Here is an 18044-nt window from a genome sequence, read left to right as displayed (position 1 = left end):
CCCCGCCGCCGGGCCCGGCGCCCCGCTGCACGGGGCGCCGCACGGCCGCCCGGCCGCGTCCCGGGCGGTGCTCAGTGTTCCGGGCGGTGCTCAGTCCTGCGCACCGCCGGAGGTCCACCGGTCGGCGCCACCGGAGCCGCCGTCCCAGCCCCCGCCGGAATCCCCACCGGAGCTCCCTCCCGAGCCCCCGCCGGAATCGTCGCCGGAACTCCCTGCCGAATCCCCGCCGGAGTCCCCGCCCGAGTTCCCTCCGGAATCCCGGCCGGCACCACCACCGGCTTCCCCGCCGGAGTCCCGGTCGCTGCTGCCCGTGCCGCCCTCGCGATCGGTGTCCCGGGCGGAGGACCGTTCCGCGGAACCGTCCCGGGCACCATCGGACGAACGGCTCGCCGCCCACTCGTTCACCCGCTCCGCCATCTGCTCCTCGGCCCGCCGGTCGGCCTCGGCGAGCACCGGCGCGGCGGCCTCCTTGCCCATCACCGCCTCGACGTAGGAGCCGGCGACCGCGGAGGCGATCCCGCCGGAGGAGCCGGATGCGTCCGAGCGGCCCGGCCCGCGGGACTGCTCCGGGGCCGCGGAGCGTTCCGCGGAACGCTCCGGGCCGCCGGACGGGGTGCCGTCACCGGACCGCTCTGCGCCGCCGGACCGCTCTGTGTCACCGGACCGCTCTGTGCTCGTCGACCGGTCCGCGTCACCGGATCGCTCCTGGCCGCCGGACCCCTCGGAGCTCTCGGAGCTGCCGGACCGCTCGGAGTTGCCGGACCGCTCGGGGCTGACCGAGCCCGCTGCACCGCCCGACCGATCCGCGCCACCCGGCCGATCCGCATTACCCGACCGGCCCGCGTCACCCGACCGGCCCGCGTCACCGGACTGCGCTGCATCACCGGACTGCGCTGCGCCGCCCGACCGATCCGCGCCACCCGACCGCTCCGCGCCTTCCGACCGGTCCGCGCCGCCCAGTACCTCCGAGCGCACCGCGGTGACCCGCTCGATCGCACCCGCGGCCGCCCCGGAGCGCGAACGCTCCGGCTGCCCGGACCGGTCCGACTGATCCGACCGGCCCGGCTGATCCGACCGGTCCGACTGCTCCGAGCGGGACTCGTCCGCGGCGCGGTCGAGGACCGCGGGGCGGGACGGCTCGGCCGCGCGGGACCGCTCGGCCTGTGGGTTCGCATCCCGGGGCGCCGCGGGACCCGAGCCGGATCCCGCAGGCGCCTCCCGGGCCGCATCCCGATCGGCCGGCCGCGCCCCCGGCTGCGCTCCCGCGCCGGGCCCTTGCTCCGCCGCCCCGGAGTCGGCCGGCCCACCCGACCGGTCCTCCCCGGACCGGCCGGGACGCACCCCGCCCGGCTCGTTGTCCGGCTGCGTCGTGCCGGTGCGACGGCCCGGACCGCCGGTGACCTCGCCCAGCGCCCGGCCGGCGTCCTGCACGGTGTCGCCCACACCCTCGGTCACCCGGCCGGCCCCCTCGCCGATCCGCTCGACCGGGCCGTCCGGGGCCCGGTCCGGCGCCGGGCGGTTCCGCGGGAACGGCGACGGGCGGTCCGGCGCCGGCCGGGACGGCTCCGCACGGGAGGTCGCCGAGGGGGACGGCCCGGAGCGGTCCGGCCCGGCCGCCTCCGGTGCGGGGCGGTTCCGCGGGACCGGCGACGGGCGGTCCGCCCCGCCCCGGCCCGGCGGTGCGACGAGACCGACCCGCGAGCCGGCGTCGGCGACCGGGCCGTCCGGTCCGGCGTCCCGGGCCGGACGTCCGGCTCCCTCCGATCCGCCGGTCCGCGCGGCACGCCCGCCGGACGGGCCCCCGACCAGGGTGTCGATCCCGTCGGCGGCCTCCGAGACCACGCCGCCGAGCGCCTGTCCCGGCCCGGCGGGTTGCTGCGGGGCGCGATCGCCGGTCCCCCGCGGTTCCGGCTCCGGCGACGCCGTGCCGCCGTCCCGCGGCCCGCGCGGATCCAGCGGTGGCCCGCTGGTGCTCACGTCGTCCCGTCCCCGGTCGCCCGCGGTCTCCCGGCCACCCGTCACGATCTGCAGGTCCCGGCGGCGGCCGATCGGCTCCGGCGACACGGGGCGCTCGCCGCGGGCCAGTGCGAGCACGTCCCCGGACACCTGGTCGGTGCCCGTCCGGTCACCCGGCAGCGGCGCCGCCGTCGCCCGCCGCAGCCCCTCCTCCAGGGCCCTCAGCTCCTCGGCCGTGGTGTCGCGGCGGCGGGCCCGCAGGTCCCGCTGCTCCTCCAGCGACGCCGCCGCCGCCACCTGCTCACCCATCCGCCGGGTGGGCGGGGGCAGCTCCGCGACGATCTGCTCCATCTCGGCGAGCTCCTGCTCGGCGAGCGCCAGCGAGTCCCCGACCTTCCCCCGTGAGGCGTACACGTCCAGCTGCGACCGCAGCGCGGCCTGCTGCTGGCGCAGGACGTCGCGCCGCTGCTGCAGCCGGGCCACCGGGGCCGGGGTGCGTTGCCCGGCGTGCGGGGAGCTGCGCCAGGTCTGCTCGGCCTCCTCCAGGATCACCAGCTGCTCGTCCAGCGCCGCCAGTGCGATCCGCGCGTCGCCCGCCCACTCGTCCGCGGTACGGCCGCCGTCGGCGCCGGGTCCGCCGACCGACGGCACCGGCGGCGTCGTGATCAGGGCGTATCCGGCGAGCAGGGTCGCGGTGGCCCCGATCAGGGCGAACGTCCGGCGGTGCCGCAGCGGCCCGCGCGGCGCGCGCAGCCGGGCCGGGGCATCGGACCGCAGCGGACGGTCGCGGCCCCCGGGCGCCGCGGCCGCACGACCCGGGCGCGGTTCCTCCCCGACGCGTCCGGCCCCGGAGCCGGGCCGGGTCCCGGACCGGGGACCGGGCTGAGGCCGGGGCCGGGTCTCGGGCGCGGGCCGGGGTTCGGGCTCGGGCTCGGGTTCGCGCAGCCACGGGAGCGTCCCGGCGAGCCGCTCGTCACCCGCCGCCTGGGCCGCGGCCCGGCGCGCCTGCCGGGCCCGGACCCGGTGCGCCGCGGAGCAGTACCGGCGCTGCGGCCGCGCCACCGGCGGACCGTCGTCCGGCTCGATCACCACGTCGCAACCGTCCAGCGCACACCGTCGCACCGGTCCGTCCACAGTGTCCTCCCCCGCCGTCGTCACGCCGGTCACCGGCGTGCACCGGCTTGTCGCGGTGACCCGGCGTGATGTTTCGGCGAAACGGTCCACTTCGGAGCCGAATCCCCGATCTTCACCCGTTCGGCGGAGTGAAATCGGACCGCGTATCAAGTAGTTGGACGGTTACTCACCGGTTACCAGAACGGCCGCCGCCCCGCGTGTGCGGGACGGCGGCCGTGTCGGTGCAGAGAGCGCGACGGTCAGTACGTCGGCTGCGAGGGGTCGATCTGCTTCACCCAGGACAGCACGCCGCCACCGACGTGCACGGCGTCGGCGAAACCGGCCCGGTGCAGGGCCGCCAGCGCCTCGGCGGAACGGCCACCGGACTTGCAGTGCAGCACCACCGGGCGGTCCTGCGCGATCTCGGACAGCGCCTCCCCGGACAGGATCCGGTCCTTGGGGATGAGCGTCGCCCCCGGGATCGAGACGATCTCGTACTCGTGCGGCTCCCGGACGTCGATCAGCTGGAAGTCCTTGCCCGCGTCGATCATCTGCTTGAGCTCGCCGACGGTGATCGTGTTCCCGGCGGCCGCGTCCTGCGCGTCCTGGGTGACGGTGCCGCAGAACGCCTCGTAGTCGATCAGCTCGGTGATCTTCGGCGTCTCCGGATCCTTGCGGATCTTCACCTGGCGCCAGGTCGTCTCCAGCGCGTCGTAGATCACCAGACGGCCGAGCAGCGGCTCACCGATCCCGGTGATCAGCTTGACCGCCTCGTTCACCATGATCGAGCCGATCGACGCGCAGAGCACGCCGAGCACGCCGCCCTCGGCGCACGAGGGCACCATCCCGGGCGGCGGGGGCTCCGGGTAGAGGTCGCGGTAGTTGAGGCCCTGCCCGTTCGGCGCGTCCTCCCAGAAGACCGACGCCTGCCCCTCGAAGCGGAAGATCGAGCCCCAGACGTAGGGCTTGCCGAGCAGCACCGCCGCGTCGTTCACCAGGTAGCGGGTGGCGAAGTTGTCGGTGCCGTCCAGGATCAGATCGTAGTCCCGGAACACGTCCAGGACGTTCTCGCTGGTCAGCCGCTCATTGTGCAGGCGGACGTCGACGTAGGGATTGACCTCGCGGATCGAGTCGCGGGCCGACTCGGCCTTGGGCCGGTCGACGTCGGACTGGCCGTGGATGATCTGACGCTGCAGGTTCGACTCGTCGACCACGTCGAACTCGACGATCCCCAGCGTGCCCACCCCCGCGGCCGCCAGGTACAGCAGCGCGGGCGAACCGAGGCCGCCCGCTCCGACGACCAGGACCTTGGCGTTCTTCAGCCGCTTCTGCCCGTCCATCCCGACGTCCGGGATGATGAGGTGGCGGCTGTACCGCTCGACCTCCTCCTTGGTGAGCTCGGCAGCCGGCTCCACCAGCGGTGGTAGCGCCATCTCGTCCACTCCTCCGAAGTTCACGTGCGGGTCTCAGGGCGTCTCAACGCACCGGGGCCGCTCCATCTTCCCCGACCGGGCCATCAGGTCTCGTCCCACAGCCCGGCGACGGCGAGCGCCACCCGCTCGGGGTCCTCGATCTGCGCGACGTGCCCGGTGCGGGGCAGCACCAGCATCCGCGCGTCCGGCAGTGCGGCGGCGGTCCGGCGGGCCAGCCGCGGCGACACGATCCGGTCCGCGCCGCCCCACAGGACCAGCGACGGCGCCCGCACCTTCGACGCCCGCTGCCAGGCCGACCGGCCCGCCCAGGTGGCGAGCAGGCCGCGGGTGGCGCCGTCGGTCGCCTCGGCCGCCCACGGCAGCGTCGCGCGGTGCTCGTGCTCGGCGATCAGCTCGTCGAGCCTGCGCTCGGACCCGCGCTGCGGGTCGGCGAAGCAGATCCGCACGATCCGCTCGGCCCGGTCGCGCACCGGCTCGACGGCCAGCGCCCGGCGCGCACCCCGGCCCAGCACCGGGACCATGGCCAGCGCCATCCGCGGATCGGAGAGCCGCCGCGGATCGGGGCGCAGGTCGGGCATCGCGGGCGACACCAGCGTCAGCGACCGCACCAGCTCGGGACGCCGGGCGGCGACGGTCATCGCGATCAGCCCACCGAGCGAGTTCCCCACCAGGTGGAACCGGCCGTCGTGGCGTTCCCCGGCCCGGGCCCGCTGCTCGCGCCGCCCGGCCAGCCAGCAGAGCAGCGCGTCCGCCATGCCGTCCGGGGTGTAGTCGCGGGTCGCGGTCGGCTCGGACAGGCCGAACCCGGGCAGGTCGACCGACAGCCCGGCCGCACGCGGCGCCAGCAGCCCGGCCAGATCGGTCCAGTTCGTCGCCGACCCGGCGAGACCGTGCACGTAGACGGCCTCCGACGCGTCCGGCGCACACGCCGCACCGGTCCCCGGGGTCGCCCGGACGTGCAGCGACACGCCACCCGCGGTGATCGTCGCGCCGGGCCACGGCGGGATCTCGTCGGGCAGCGTGGCGAGCGTCGCCGGATCGGCGGTGCGCGGCTGCGGGACCTGCGTGCGGGCGGGCCGGGGCGCGGTGACGGACGGGTGAACGGGGAGCGACGTACCGGCGGCCATCCGACCAGGATGACGTGCCGCGCCCGGCCACGCCGATCACGGGTGACGGCCGTCTCGTCACCGACACCGATCTTCGTCACTCCGCGTTCTCCGGCGCACACCGAGCGCAACGACCGGGCGGTCCACGCGTTGTACCGGGGGGACGCCGGACACGGGAGGACGCGCATGGGGCGGATCGCCGGATCGGCTGCGGCCCGGCTCGCCGGCTTCGGCGCGGCGTCCGTGCTCGTCTTCACCGGCGCGTGGACGGCGGGTGGCGCGCTGGACGCGATCGCCGCGGCGGAGGGCGGGGAGACCGCCGAGCTCGGCGAGGGGCGGGTGCTCCCGGCCGCCGGGCCGGACGTCCCGCAGCCCGGCGGCGTGACCAGCACCGCGGCCGGCTACACGCTCACCCCGACCCGGCTGATGTACCCGTGGCGGGAGGCCACCGAGATCACCTTCACCGTCACCGGTTCGGACGGCGAGCCGGTGACCCGGTTCGACACCCCCGGTGACGGCTCGCCGGTGATGGACGTCGCCGTCATCCGCCGGGACGTCGCCGGGTACACCCGGCTGCGCGCCGAGGCCGGCCCGGACGGCGTGTGGCGGGCCCCGATGACCTTCCCCGGCGAGGGCGTGTGGCGGCTCTACGCGGCGTTCACCCCGACCGGCGGGCCGGCCCTCGATCTCGGTGTGGACGTGCACGTCCCCGGCCCGTACGGCGCGTTCCGGTTCGACCACGAGGACCGGTCCGGCCTGTGCGGTCCCAGTGACCAGCAGGTCCGGCTGGACGGCGCGCTGCTGCCCGGCGGCACCTCGCGGCTGTTCGCCACGGTCGCCCGCGACGGCGTCCCGGTCACCGATCTCGAACCGGTCGACGGCGGCGCGTTCGGCTCGCTGACCGTGGTCCGGCAGGGCGATCTGGCCCGGTTCCCGGTGCGGCCGGAGGTGACCGGGGCGGACGCCGACGACCGGGCCGGGCCCGGCATCGCGTTCTCCGCGTCGGTCCCGGCGGCCGGGGACCATCGGCTGTTCCTCGACTACCGGTCCGACGGGGAGCTCCGCTCCTGCGAGTTCACCCTGCCGACGGCGCCGGGGAGCTGAGCCGTGCGCTCCCCGCAGCCGTTCCCGGTCGCCGTCACCGCCGCTGTGACGGCGCTGCTGCTGCCGGTGGCCGGACCGCCGCTCGCGCCGCCGCCCGCCCTGCCGGGATTGCTCGCGGTGAGCGTGCTGCTCGCGACGGGCGTCGTCCTGGTCGCCGGCCGGGCCGGGCACCGGGCGGCGGCCGCCGCGCTGCGGACCGGGACCGTCACCGCCGACGTGGGCGTCTCGGTCGCGACGCTCGGTGCGTCGGCGTGGGCGGCACCGGCGGTGCTCGCCGCGGCCGTCTCCCCGGCGGGACCACAGGCCGTGCTCGGCGGGTGGGGTGCCGGGGCCGGGCCGGCGGAGCTGCTCGGGCTGCTGGGCGGCCCGGCCCTGCTCCCCGGCACGGCGGCCGTGCTGACCGTGCTCGCGGTCCTCGTGCAGCGCACCGGCCGGAACGGCTCGGCGACCGCCGGCACGGGCCGGCCGGCGCGAGGGGCCGGTCCGGCGGACCCGGCGGACCCGGCGGGCGCCGCGCCGGGCCCGCGGGACGCGCTGCGCGCGGTGGCGGACCGCTGGTGCGCCCGCGCGGTCCCGGCGGTGGTGCTGCTCGCGCTGGCCGTGACCGGGTTCCGGGTGGGTGCCGGGCAGCCGTGGCCGGAGGCGGGCCAGGCCGGTCTCGCGGTGCTGCTGGCCGCCTGCCCGGTCGCGCTGCTCGCCGCGGTCCCGGCCGCCGTGCGGGCCGCCGACCGGGCCGGCGGGCCGGACGTGCGGCTGCCGCTGCCCGGCCGCGGGCCCCGCCAGGATCCGGTCGGCTGGACCCGGCCGTTCGGCGCGCACGGCGTCGTCGCGCGGATCGACACCGTCGTGCTCGCCGGGCCGGACGTGCTCACCGGGGCCGGTCCCGGCGCGGTCGTCGTGCACCCGGCGCCCGGCGAGGATCCGGCCACGGTGCTGCGGCTGGCCGCGTCGGTGACGGCGGGCTGCCGGCCCGGATCCGATCTCGCGCCGGTCGCCCGGGCACTGGCCGCCGCCCACGGCGGGCCGGTGCCGGACGTCGCCGAGGCCGACGAGCAGCCGGGCCTCGGGGTGTCCGGGCTGGTCGCCGAGCTGGTCCCGGTCGACGGACTGCGGCCGGGGGTGGCCACCGGCCGGCTGCGCGGCGGGGCCGGGAACCGGCCTGCCAACGGCATCGGCCCGGGCACAGCGGCGGGCACAGCGGCAGGGACAGCGGCGGGTACGACGGCGGGTAGAGCGGCGGGCACAGCTTCGGGTAGAGCGGCGGGTACGGCGGCGGGTACCGCGGCAGGCACAGTCGCCGGGCAGCCGGTGGTCGCCCTCGCCGAACACCCCGCCGGTCCCGCGCGCACGGCTGATCCCGCTCGTCCCGCCACCGGTCCCGACCGCGCCGCCGGTCCTGCTCGTCCCGTCGGTCCTGCCGGTCCCGACCGCGCCGTTGGTCCCGCTGACCTCGCCGGTCCTGCCGGCCCTGCTGGTTACGCCGGCCCCGCCGGTCCTGCTGGTCCCGCCGGTTACGCCGGTCCTGCTGGTCCCGCCGGTCCTGCCGGTCCTGCCGGTCCCGTGCACGGTCCGGCCGCGACGGTGGTGGCGCACGCGGTGCTCGCGGGCTCCGCGGAGTGGCTCCGGGAGCACGGCGTCCGGCTCCCGCCCGGCCTGCGGGCGGAGCGCGAGCGCGCCGTCGCCGCGGGGGCCTCCGTGGTCGCCGTCGCCTGGGACGGCGCGGCCCGGGCGGTCTGCACCCTGGAGCGGGTCGCGCACCCGTCGGTGGCCGCCGGGACGGCGGCGCTGCGGGCCGCCGGCGCCGCGCCTGCTCTGCTCACCCCCGACGACGACGGTGCCGCGCACGCCCTCGCCCGGGCCGCCGGACTGGACCCGGCGGACCCGGACGCCGTGCGCGCCGGGCTGGGTCCCGCGGCCCGGGCCGCCGCCGTCGCGGGACTGCGTGCCCGCGGCCGCACCGTCGCCGTCGCGGCCGATCCCGGCACCGACCCGGACGCGCTGGCCGGCGCCGATCTCGCCGTCGCGCTGCTCCCCTGGCCCGCCGGAGACGGCGTGACCACCCCCGGTCCCGGCGAGCCGGACCCGGTTCCCGCCCCCGCGACGGGATCCGCGAGGATCGCCGCCCGGGGCGGCCCCGCCGAGGTGGCCGCAGCCCTCGTACTGGCCCGGCGGGCCCGCGCGCACACCCGTCGCGCGGTCGTCGCCGCGGCGGTGCTGGCGGCCGTCGGGACGGCCCTCGCGGTCGCCGGAGCACCCGGCTCCGCGGTCGCCGCGCTGCCGGTCCTGGGGGCGCTCGCGGTGCGCGCCCGGCGGATCCGGACGGGTGTCCGGGCACCGTCCGGCGCACCGCCGGAAGGCCGATGACGCAGCGTTCGTAATCCCGGTTACCAGCGGGTAGGGTGACCCCACACCGGGTGAAAGGTAGGGGGCCGATGACCGGAACCGCCACGCCTCGGGGCGCGCGCCTGTCCCGTGGAGCGCGCCGCGCCCAGCTGCTGCTGGCCGCCCGCGACGTGTTCGCCGAGCAGGGCTACCACGCGGCGGCGATGGACGACATCGCCGAGCGGGCCGGGGTCAGCAAGCCGGTCCTCTACCAGCACTTCCCCGGCAAGCTCGAGCTGTACCAGGCGCTGCTGACGACCTACGCCGAGGAGCTCGTCGAGCGCGTCTCCGGGGCGATCGAGCGGACCGGCGACAACAAGGAACGCGTGCAGGCCGCCGTCGCCGCCTACTTCGACTTCGTCGCCGGTGAGGGCAAGGCGTACCGGCTGGTGTTCGAGTCCGACCTGCGGGGCGACCCGGAGGCCGCCTCCGTGGTGGAGAGCGCGCTCGACCGGTGCATCGACGCGGTCGCCGGTGCGGTCACCACCGACGCCGGGCTGGACCAGGACCGGGCCCGGCTGCTCGCCGTCGGGCTGGTCGGGCTCAGCCAGGTCGGCGCCCAGTTCTGGCTGGACTCCGACCAGCGGGTCCCGCGCGACGAGGCGGTGGCGCTGATGACGTCGCTGGCCTGGCGGGGCATCGGCGGATTCCCCAAGCTCACCGACGGCCCGGACCAGCGACCCGAACAGCAGCGCACCGACCTGCACTGACCGCACCTGCAGCGACCGACACCTGCACCGAGCGGGACCTGCACCGACCGGGCCGGGCGGTCACGCCGCCCGGTCGAGCCCGGCCGTCCCGCGCACCAGCGCGCCGATCCGGGCCGCCACCCCGGCGACCCGCTCGACGGGCAGCATGTGCCCGGCGTCCGGGAACACGGTCAGTCCGGCCCGGGGCAGCCGGTCCCGGATCCGGCGCGAGTAGCGGGGCGGGGTCAGCCGGTCCCGGGACCCGACCAGCACCTCGACCGGGAGCTCGGCGAACGCGGCCAGCGCCGCGTCCCGCTCGTGCGCGGTCAGCGTCGGGGTGAACCCGGAGATCGTCGTCGGACGGCAGGCGGCGATCGCGTCGCAGGTGAGCCGGACCGCGTCGCGGTCCGGGTGCCGCCCGAGCAGCAACGGCCGGACGGCGGCCCGCAGCAGCGCCGGATGCGTGCTCAGCGCCCGCCGGTCGGTCCACAGCGGACTGACGGTGACCTTCTCCTTGCCGGCCAGGAACAGCTCCGCCGGACGGCCGCTCATGCCGAGCGTCGCCGCCGCGCCGAGCCCGCCGCTGGCGGTGGCGACCAGCGCCACCCCGGCGACCCGGGCCGCGACCAGGTCCGGATGCCGCTGGGCGAGCGACATCGCGGTCATCCCGCCCATCGAGTGCCCGGCGATCACCACCGGCCCGGCCGGGACGACCTGGGTGATCACCTCGGCCATGTCGTCGGCCAGCCGCTCGAGGGTCTTGTGCTCGTCGGGGGTGTCGTCGGACCGGCCGTGGCCGCGGTGGTCGTAGCGGACCACCCGGGCCGGCGGTGCGGACTGCGCGCCGCCGGCCAGCACGTCCGCGACCGGCGCCCAGCAGCGCTCGTCGAGGGTCCAGCCGTGCGCCAGGAGCACCGTCACCGGTGCCGACTCCGGCCCGGACACCCGCACGTACAGCCCGGTCCCGTCGCGGGTCACGATCCGCCTGCTCACGTCCGGCTCCTCTCGGTTCTGGCTGGGTCTCAGATCAGGTGGGCGCGCTTCCACAGCAGCTCCGACGGGCCGCCGATGACGCCCTGCTCCCGCAGGAACGGCACGAGCTTGCGGGCCGACCAGCGCAGCATCTCGCGATGGTGCGGATTGGCCCGTGCGGCCCGCCGGCCGACCGAGGGCTCGATGCCGACGCTGCGGTACACCTCGGGATGGATCAGGTTCCGGGCGACGACGTAGGCGATCGCCGCGGTCTCGTTCCGGGCCAGCATGCGCTGCGCCGCGTTCGTCCGCGGCATGAGCCGCTGCAGCTCCTCGCGGGCGTAGCGGACGTGCCGCGCCTCCTCCGTCACGTGGATCTTGTTGATCATCCGGGAGAGCGGCTGGACGCGCTCGTCGCGCATCCCCTCGCGCTGCAGCTGGTCGAGGATCTCCTCGACGTAGAGCGTCCCGGCGAACATCGCCGGACCGGTCCCGATCGTCTTCATCACCCGGCCCAGCTCGTGGGTGATCCGGTCCGGCGCGTAGTCCGGGACCCCGTAGCGCTCGGTGGCCTTGGCGAACATCATCGAGTGCCGGCACTCGTCGGCGATCTCCACCAGCGCGTACTGGATGTGCGCGCGGCGCGGGTCGCGGTCGTAGGCGTAGCGCAGCAGCATCTGCATGAGGATCATCTCGAACCACAGCCCGATCCGGGCGACGCTGCAGAACTCGTGCACCGACAGCGTGACCCGCTGCTCCTCGGACAGCCCGTCCCACAGCGGGGTGCCGTACAGCGAGACCCGCTCGGGGACGACGCCGTAGCGGCCCTCGACCAGCGGCGCCTCCCAGTCGATGTCGATCGACGGGTCGTAGGACCGGTCGACCGAGCTGCGCAGCAGCCGCCGCGCCGTGTCCTCGCGGTCGGCCACCCGGGCCTTGCTGCCGGTGCGGGCGGGAGCGCTCATCGGGCACGCCTTCCTGTCTGACGCCGGTCCGGCCGGGGGCCGGATCCGTGGGCGATGTGCTGTTCCGGACACCGCAGGCGACTTGCTGTTACCGGCGGTAACGGCTACCACTGGTAACGTGCCCCAGGAACAGAGGGATGTCAAGCCGGACGCCCGCACCCAGCGCCGCGAGCAACGCCGGTCGGAGATGGTCGATGCGGCCATCGAGGCCGTCCGCGAACACGGCCCCGGCGTGTCCGTCGCGCAGATCGCCGCGGCCGCCGGGATCACCAAGCCGGTGCTCTACCGGCACTTCACCGACCGGGCCGACCTGCAACGCGCCGTCGGCGAGCGGGCCGCGGAGATGCTGATGGAGCGCATCTACCCGGTGCTCGCGGTGGAGGCCGAGCCGATCGAGCACGTCGCCGCGGTGATCGACGCGTTCCTCGGCGGTGTCGAGGACGAGCCGCAGCTCTACCGGTTCGTCGTCGCCAACCCGGCGGAGCCGGCCCCCGGCGCCGAGATCGTCGAGGACGTCCGTGGCCGGATCGGTGCCCTGCTGGCCACCCTGATCGGTGAGCGCCTGCGCGCCGACGGACGTGACTCCGGCGGCGCCGAGGTCTGGGCGATCGGACTCATCGGGCTCGTCCAGGCCGCCGGCGAGTGGTGGCTGGACCGCCGCACGATGAGCCGGGACGCGCTGACCAACTACCTGTCCGCGCTGATCTGGGGCGGGATCGCCGGCGTCGCCGGGCTGGACGCGCCGACCGCGAACGCCGACATCCTGCGGCTGGTGCCGAACCCGCACACCGCGACCGGCACCGGCCCGGAGGACTGACCGGCATGGACGAGCACGAGCACGGTGACGAGGGGTACCGGGGCCCGGCGACGCTGGTCGTCGACGGCGAGGAGATCCCGGTGGAGGTGCTGCTGGACGCCCGGCACGAGCCGTTCGACGGCCGCCTGCACTGGTCCGGCCGGGTGCTCGCGCATCCGCGGCTGAGCGAACTGCTGGGCGCCCGGGGCGCCGACGCCGAGATCCGGACCCCGGGGCACGCCGCCACCGGGACGCTGTCCGAGCCGGACCTGTGGGACCGGTTCCGGATCGCCGGGACCGGGCGTCCGCCGTTCGCGCTGGACGACCCGCCGCCGCCGGAGACCGACTGAGCGGCCCCGGCGGCAGCACACGGAAACGGGCCCGGCCCCCGCAGGGACCGGGCCCGCGGCCACCGGTCAGTCGCGCCGGTGGCGCACGCCGCTCAGGGCTTGGCAGCCAGACCGAACCCGACCTTGCGCTCCTCGCCCGGGCCGATCTCCACGTAGGAGATCCGCCCCACCGGGACGACGAAGCGGTTGCCCTGATCGTCGGTCAGGTCCAGCAGACCGTCGTCGGACTTCATCGCCCCGCTCACGAGCTGGGCCACCTCGTCCGGCGTGCGGTCGCTGGACACCACGAGCTCGCGCGGGGTCTCCGCGATGCCGATCTTGACCTTCACCGGTTGGCCTCCCGATCCGTTCACGTCCTGCCCTTGCCGGCGCCAGGCTAGTCCAGAACGGGCTCAGGACAGCCCGAGCCTGCTCATCCGCCTGCCGTGGGCCACCTGGACGGTCTTGATCAGGCCCGCGACGCCGCCCTTCTCCCCCGACCCGAGCACGATGAACTCGGCCAGCTCGTCCCGCTCGGCCACCACCCGCTGGGCGTGCGTGACGGCCTCGCCGAGCAGCCGCCTGCCCCACAGGGCGAGCCGGTCGCGCTGGTGCGGGTTCGCCTCGCAGGCGGCACGCACCTCGCGCTCGGCGAACGCCGAGTGGCCGGTGTCGGCCAGCACCCGGCGGACCAGGTCACCGGTGGCCGGATCCACCCAGCCGGCGACCTCGCGGTAGAAGTCGGCGCCCAGGCCGTCCCCCAGGTAGGCCTTCACCAGCGACTCCAGCCAGCTCCGCGGGGCGGTCGAGGCGTGGTAGCTGTCGATCAGGGTGACGAACGGCGCCATCGCGTCGGCGATCGCCACGCCTGCCCCGCCGAGGTGCTCCTCGATCAGCCGGAAGTGACCGATCTCCGCGGCCGCCATGGTGGACAGCTGGGCCCGGCCCGCGAGGGTCGGCGCGGCCCGCGCGTCCTCGGCGAGCCGGTCGAACGCGGACAGTTCGCCGTAGCCGAGCACGCCGAGCAGCTCGACGGTCACCGGGGTGGGTCCGGCGGCCGGCGAACCGGCATCGGTGGTCATGGCGGCCACCCTAACCGGATGGTGGGCGGCACCCCGGATGATCACCTGCGGGGTGCGCGAGGTATCTCACTCGTCCGGCGCGCGGCGTCCTCGTCGTGCAATGGGACGTCGAGGGGTATCATGCGGACAGCGCGTTGCCGACATGCGGACGACGTGCACACGCGCGGGACCGGGAAACGGGGCGGGCGGGCCGTACCTCGGCCGGCCACATCTCACCGGACCCGCACCCGACATGGTGCGCGCAGCGCCTCGGCGGCTCTCCTGCCCCGACCCCGACGCGGGCGAGCGGCGGTCGACGAGCCACGCCACGGCTCCTGTGCGCGGAGAGAGGCGATCATCCTGTCCGTTCCCGAAGACAGCGCAGAAACCGGCGCCGGTCCCGCCACGGAGACCACCGGTACCGAGGCCGACCCGGGCTTCCTGTCCACCGGCATCACCCCCGCCGAGGCCCCGCTCGGCGTCACCAATCCCGGCGGCGAGAAGCTGCCCCCGACCTTCGCCGAGCTCGGCGTCCGCGAGGAGATCGTCTCCGCGCTCGCGGAGAACGACATCGTCCGCACCTTCGCGATCCAGGAGCTGACGCTCCCGCTGGCGCTGGCCGGTGAGGACGTGATCGGCCAGGCCCGTACCGGCACCGGCAAGACGCTGGGCTTCGGCGTGCCGCTGCTGCAGCGGATCACCCCGCCCGGCGAGCGGGCCGCCGCCACCGCCGAGGGCGAGGCCGCGGACCGCACGAAGGATGTCCCGCAGGCGCTCGTCGTCGTCCCGACCCGCGAGCTCTGCGTGCAGGTCGCGCGGGACATCGCCGCGGCGGGCAAGAACCTGGGCGTGCGTGTCGTCGCCATCTACGGCGGCCGCGCCTACGAGCCGCAGCTGGAGGCCCTGCGCAAGGGCGTCGACGTCATCGTCGGCACCCCCGGCCGGCTGCTGGACCTCGCCGAGCAGCGGCACCTGGTCCTCGGACGGGTCAAGGCGCTCGTCCTCGACGAGGCCGACGAGATGCTCGACCTGGGCTTCCTGCCCGACGTCGAGCGGATCCTGCGGATGCTCCCCGAGGAGCGGCACACGATGCTGTTCTCGGCGACCATGCCGGGCCCGATCGTGCAGCTGTCCCGGGCGTTCCTCACCCGCCCGACGCACATCCGCGCCGAGGAGGCCGACCAGGGCTCCATCCACGAGCGCACCAAGCAGCTCGTCTACCGGGCGCACGCGATGGACAAGGTCGAGCTGGTCACCCGGGTCCTGCAGGCCCGTGAGCGCGGCCTGACCATGATCTTCACCCGGACCAAGCGGACCGCCCAGCGGGTCGCCGACGACCTGGCCGAGCGCGGGTTCGCCGCGGCCGCGGTGCACGGCGACCTGGGTCAGGGCGCCCGCGAGCAGGCGCTGCGCGCGTTCCGTTCGGAGAAGGTCGACGTGCTGGTCGCGACGGACGTCGCGGCCCGCGGCATCGACGTCACCGGGGTCACCCACGTGATCAACTACCAGTGCCCCGAGGACTCCAAGACCTACGTGCACCGGATCGGCCGGACCGGGCGCGCCGGGCGCGAGGGCGTCGCCGTCACGCTGGTCGACTGGGACGAGATGCCGCGCTGGAAGATGATCTCCGACGACCTGTCGCTGGGCATCGACGAGCCGGTGGAGACGTACTCGACGTCGGACCACCTGTTCACCGACCTGGACATCCCGACCAGCGCGACCGGGCGGCTGCCGCTGTCCGCGCGCACCCGGGCCGGGCTCGGCGCCGAGTACATCGACTCCGAGGGCGACCACCAGGGATCGCGCAAGCAGCGCGGCGGCGGCCGCACCGGCCGGGACTCCGGGCCGTCCGCCCAGCCGGGTGACGACGACGGCCGTCGTCCCGCCCGCAAGCGGCGCGCCCGCACCCGGACCCGGGGCGGGGTGACCGTCGACGCCGGTTCCACGGCCGGCGAGGCCCCCCAGGAGTCGTCCGGCTCCGCCGCACCCGCCACCGGCCCCGAGGCGTCCGGCTCCGGCTCCGCCGACGGCGAGGGCACGAAGCCGCGCCGCAGGCGGCGCCGCGGCGGGTCCCGGCGGCGGTCCGGTGGCGAGTCCGCCGACGGGGCCGACGCCGCCGCCAGCTGACGGGCCCGTACCGCGTGCTGCGCCCGCGGAACCTGCGCCGCGCACCGTGGCCGCAGGTGCCCGCCGAACGACGACACCGCGGCGACCGCATGGTCGCCGCGGTGCTCGTGCTGCTGCTCGGCGGCGTGGCACTGCTCTACGGCGTGCAGAGCCCCGCGGCCAACACCGAGTCGGTCCCGGCGACGACCGCCGCCACCCCGCCGCCGCCGGCCGGCCCGGTCCCCGCGTCCTTCGACGAGCTGTGGCGGGCGGCCAGCCCGGCCACCCCGGTCCCGCTGGTCGCCGGGGACGGCGTCGTCGTCGCCGAGGGGACCCGGCTCTCCGGGCGGGACGCCGTCACCGGTGCGGAGCGCTGGTCGTACTCCCGCGATCTCGCCCTGTGCACGACCGGGTTCGCCGACGGCCGGGTGATGGCCCTCTACCGCAACGACGAGTACTGCTCCGAGCTGACCACGCTCGATCCCGGTACCGGCGGGCGCGGCCCGAACCGGACCCTGGACGCCCGCCCGGGGACCCGGCTGATCGGCCAGGACCCGGTGCTCGCGACCGGCGAGGACTACCTGGAGACGTTCCGCTCGGACCTGGTGCGGACCGCGGAGTACGGCACCGTCCGGGCGCCCGCCGAGCCCGGCACGCAACCGCGCAGCGGCTGCACCTTCCGGTCGTTCGCCGCCGCCCAGGACCGGGCCGGGGTGCTGGAACGCTGCCCCGGTGAGACGACCGAGCGGCTGTCCGTGCTCCGCCCGAGCAGCACCGACGGCGACCGCCCCGCGTTCGACTCCTCCGCCGAGATCGGCACCGACGGGGCGCAGCTGATCGCGCTGTCCCCGGAGCGGGCCGCCGTGCTGCTGCCCGGCGTGCCGCGGCTCGCCCTGTTCGACCGCGGTGGCCGCCGGATCGGCGAGTTCCCGGTCGCCGCGGGCGCGACCATCTCGGTGCCCGCCGACGGCGTCGCGCGGACCCGCACCGGCGGGCCGGACGATCCCACCCGCTACTGGTGGACCGGTGGCGCCACCGTCGCGCTGGACGCGGGCACCCTGCAGCCGCGCTGGTCGGTGCCCGGCACGCTCGGCCCGGGCACCCGGTACGGCGACCGGCTGCTGGTGCCGGTGCCGGGCGGGCTGGCCGACGTCGATCCGGCCGACGGCGCGGTCCGCCGCACCGTGCCGGTCGACCGCGGGGACCGGACCGGACCGGTGCAGGTCGCCGCGCAGGGCGGGCTGCTGGTGGAGCTGCGCGGGACCGAGATCGTGGTGCTCGGGCCGGCGGCCCGCTCCTAGAGGAACCAGCCCAGGCCCAGCACCAGCGCGACGGTGCCGATCACCCCGAGCGCGGCGAGCGTGCCGGTCCGGTCGGCGCGCCGGTCCGCGACCACCTGCCCGGTCACCGCGACCACCGCGGCGATCAGGTGGGCGGCGATCGCCCCGGTGCCGGGGCCCGGCACGCCGTTGCGCCCGGCCAGCCACTCCACGACGACGAGTCCGGCCGCCAGCACGACGAGCCCGCCGGCGAGCACCCCGGCCAGGCCGCGCAGGAGGCGGCCGGGCCCGGACACCCGGACCGGCGGGTCGACCGGCCGGGATTCCCGGTCCCGGCCGGCACCGTCCCGACCGGCCCGGCCGGCGCCGCCGCCGCGGCGGCGGGCGGGCGGGCGCGATGCGGGATGGTCGTCCGGTCCCGGGTCGGCGGCCCCGCCGCCGATCCCGCGCCGGGAACCGGCTCCCCCGCGGGCACCGGGCGCGCCGCGGCGCACCGTGGGCGGGTCGACGGGGCCGTCGGTCCGGCGGCCACCGTCCGGCGCTCCGGGCCCGCGCCCACCGTCCGGGGCTCCGGCCCCGCGCCCACCGTCGCGGGCACCGGCACGGCGCGCACCGTCCGGGGCACCGGTACCGCGCCCACCGTCCGGGGTTCCGGCGCCGCGCGCACCGTCCGGGGCACCGGGGCGGCCCCGGTTGTCGGGCGGCCCGATCCGGCCCGGTGCACCGCCGGCGGGCGGCGCCGCGCCGCGGCC

The 18044-nt window shown here is 76.8% G+C and carries 15 protein-coding genes; 7 read left to right on the top strand and 8 right to left on the bottom strand.

All coding sequences use genetic code 11. The features are described 5' to 3' along the window. Nucleotides 1–90: 90 nt before the first annotated feature. The 3 genes from ABD160_RS14105 to ABD160_RS14095 all read right to left on the bottom strand — a co-directional run bounded on the left by ABD160_RS14105 (nucleotide 91) and on the right by ABD160_RS14095 (nucleotide 5629). Nucleotides 91–3048 (bottom strand): hypothetical protein, encoded by a 2958-nt coding sequence (locus ABD160_RS14105; protein ID WP_344022384.1) that lies wholly within the window; start codon nucleotides 3046–3048, stop codon nucleotides 91–93. Nucleotides 3049–3329: 281 nt separating this feature from the next. Further along, the gene (moeZ, locus tag ABD160_RS14100) at nucleotides 3330–4502 is read right to left on the bottom strand and encodes an adenylyltransferase/sulfurtransferase MoeZ (protein WP_344022382.1); all 1173 of its coding nucleotides are present in this window, start codon (nucleotides 4500–4502) and stop codon (nucleotides 3330–3332) included. Between the two features lie 83 nt (nucleotides 4503–4585). Next, nucleotides 4586–5629 (bottom strand): alpha/beta fold hydrolase, encoded by a 1044-nt coding sequence (locus ABD160_RS14095; protein ID WP_344022380.1) that lies wholly within the window; start codon nucleotides 5627–5629, stop codon nucleotides 4586–4588. Between the two features lie 165 nt (nucleotides 5630–5794). Here ABD160_RS14095 and ABD160_RS14090 point away from each other — a divergent pair, with 165 nt between their 5' ends. The 3 genes from ABD160_RS14090 to ABD160_RS14080 all read left to right on the top strand — a co-directional run bounded on the left by ABD160_RS14090 (nucleotide 5795) and on the right by ABD160_RS14080 (nucleotide 9804). Further along, entirely contained in the window at nucleotides 5795–6712 is a 918-nt protein-coding gene (locus tag ABD160_RS14090; RefSeq protein ID WP_344022378.1) for a hypothetical protein, read from the top strand. Nucleotides 6713–6715: 3 nt separating this feature from the next. Further along, nucleotides 6716–9076, top strand: a complete 2361-nt coding sequence (locus ABD160_RS14085) for a hypothetical protein (protein ID WP_344022377.1) — start codon at nucleotides 6716–6718, stop codon at nucleotides 9074–9076. A gap of 68 nt (nucleotides 9077–9144) precedes the next feature. After that, complete coding sequence (locus ABD160_RS14080) at nucleotides 9145–9804, top strand: TetR/AcrR family transcriptional regulator (RefSeq protein WP_344022375.1); 660 nt, start codon at nucleotides 9145–9147, stop codon at nucleotides 9802–9804. 60 nt (nucleotides 9805–9864) lie between these two features. Here ABD160_RS14080 and ABD160_RS14075 read toward each other — a convergent pair whose 3' ends face one another. Together ABD160_RS14075 and ABD160_RS14070 are read right to left on the bottom strand one after the other, a co-directional pair. After that, on the bottom strand, nucleotides 9865–10776 hold the full coding sequence (locus ABD160_RS14075) for an alpha/beta fold hydrolase (protein ID WP_344022373.1): 912 nt from the start codon (nucleotides 10774–10776) through the stop codon (nucleotides 9865–9867). Nucleotides 10777–10805: 29 nt separating this feature from the next. After that, the gene (locus ABD160_RS14070) at nucleotides 10806–11720 is read right to left on the bottom strand and encodes an AurF N-oxygenase family protein (RefSeq protein WP_344022371.1); all 915 of its coding nucleotides are present in this window, start codon (nucleotides 11718–11720) and stop codon (nucleotides 10806–10808) included. A 118-nt stretch (nucleotides 11721–11838) separates the two neighbouring features. On the opposite strand from ABD160_RS14070, the gene ABD160_RS14065 reads away from it, so the two are divergent. Then, complete coding sequence (locus ABD160_RS14065) at nucleotides 11839–12537, top strand: TetR/AcrR family transcriptional regulator (protein ID WP_344022369.1); 699 nt, start codon at nucleotides 11839–11841, stop codon at nucleotides 12535–12537. 5 nt (nucleotides 12538–12542) lie between these two features. After that, nucleotides 12543–12866, top strand: coding sequence for a DUF4873 domain-containing protein (locus ABD160_RS14060; protein WP_344022367.1), 324 nt, complete (start codon nucleotides 12543–12545; stop codon nucleotides 12864–12866). Between the two features lie 92 nt (nucleotides 12867–12958). Here the strand turns inward: ABD160_RS14060 and ABD160_RS14055 are convergent, their stop codons facing one another. Together ABD160_RS14055 and ABD160_RS14050 are read right to left on the bottom strand one after the other, a co-directional pair. Continuing rightward, the gene (locus ABD160_RS14055) at nucleotides 12959–13195 is read right to left on the bottom strand and encodes a DUF3107 domain-containing protein (protein ID WP_344022366.1); all 237 of its coding nucleotides are present in this window, start codon (nucleotides 13193–13195) and stop codon (nucleotides 12959–12961) included. 63 nt (nucleotides 13196–13258) lie between these two features. Continuing rightward, nucleotides 13259–13927 (bottom strand): ferritin-like fold-containing protein, encoded by a 669-nt coding sequence (locus ABD160_RS14050; RefSeq protein WP_344022364.1) that lies wholly within the window; start codon nucleotides 13925–13927, stop codon nucleotides 13259–13261. A gap of 261 nt (nucleotides 13928–14188) precedes the next feature. Between ABD160_RS14050 and ABD160_RS14045 the strand changes: the two genes are divergently transcribed. Continuing rightward, entirely contained in the window at nucleotides 14189–16033 is a 1845-nt protein-coding gene (locus ABD160_RS14045; protein ID WP_425563619.1) for a DEAD/DEAH box helicase, read from the top strand. 56 nt (nucleotides 16034–16089) lie between these two features. Continuing rightward, nucleotides 16090–17313, top strand: coding sequence for an Rv3212 family protein (locus ABD160_RS14040; RefSeq protein ID WP_344022362.1), 1224 nt, complete (start codon nucleotides 16090–16092; stop codon nucleotides 17311–17313). On the opposite strand, the gene ABD160_RS14035 is transcribed toward ABD160_RS14040, so the two are convergent. Next, nucleotides 17310–18044 (bottom strand): hypothetical protein (locus ABD160_RS14035; RefSeq protein ID WP_344022360.1); only part of this gene is annotated, 735 nt, incomplete at its 5' end. The genes ABD160_RS14040 and ABD160_RS14035 overlap by 4 nt on opposite strands.

This window comes from Pseudonocardia kongjuensis (assembly GCF_039526905.1).
GTDB classification, from domain to species: Bacteria; Actinomycetota; Actinomycetes; order Mycobacteriales; family Pseudonocardiaceae; genus Pseudonocardia; species Pseudonocardia kongjuensis.
The sequence above is the reverse complement of the archived record's forward strand: the minus strand, read 5'-3'. Positions and strand labels throughout refer to the sequence as shown.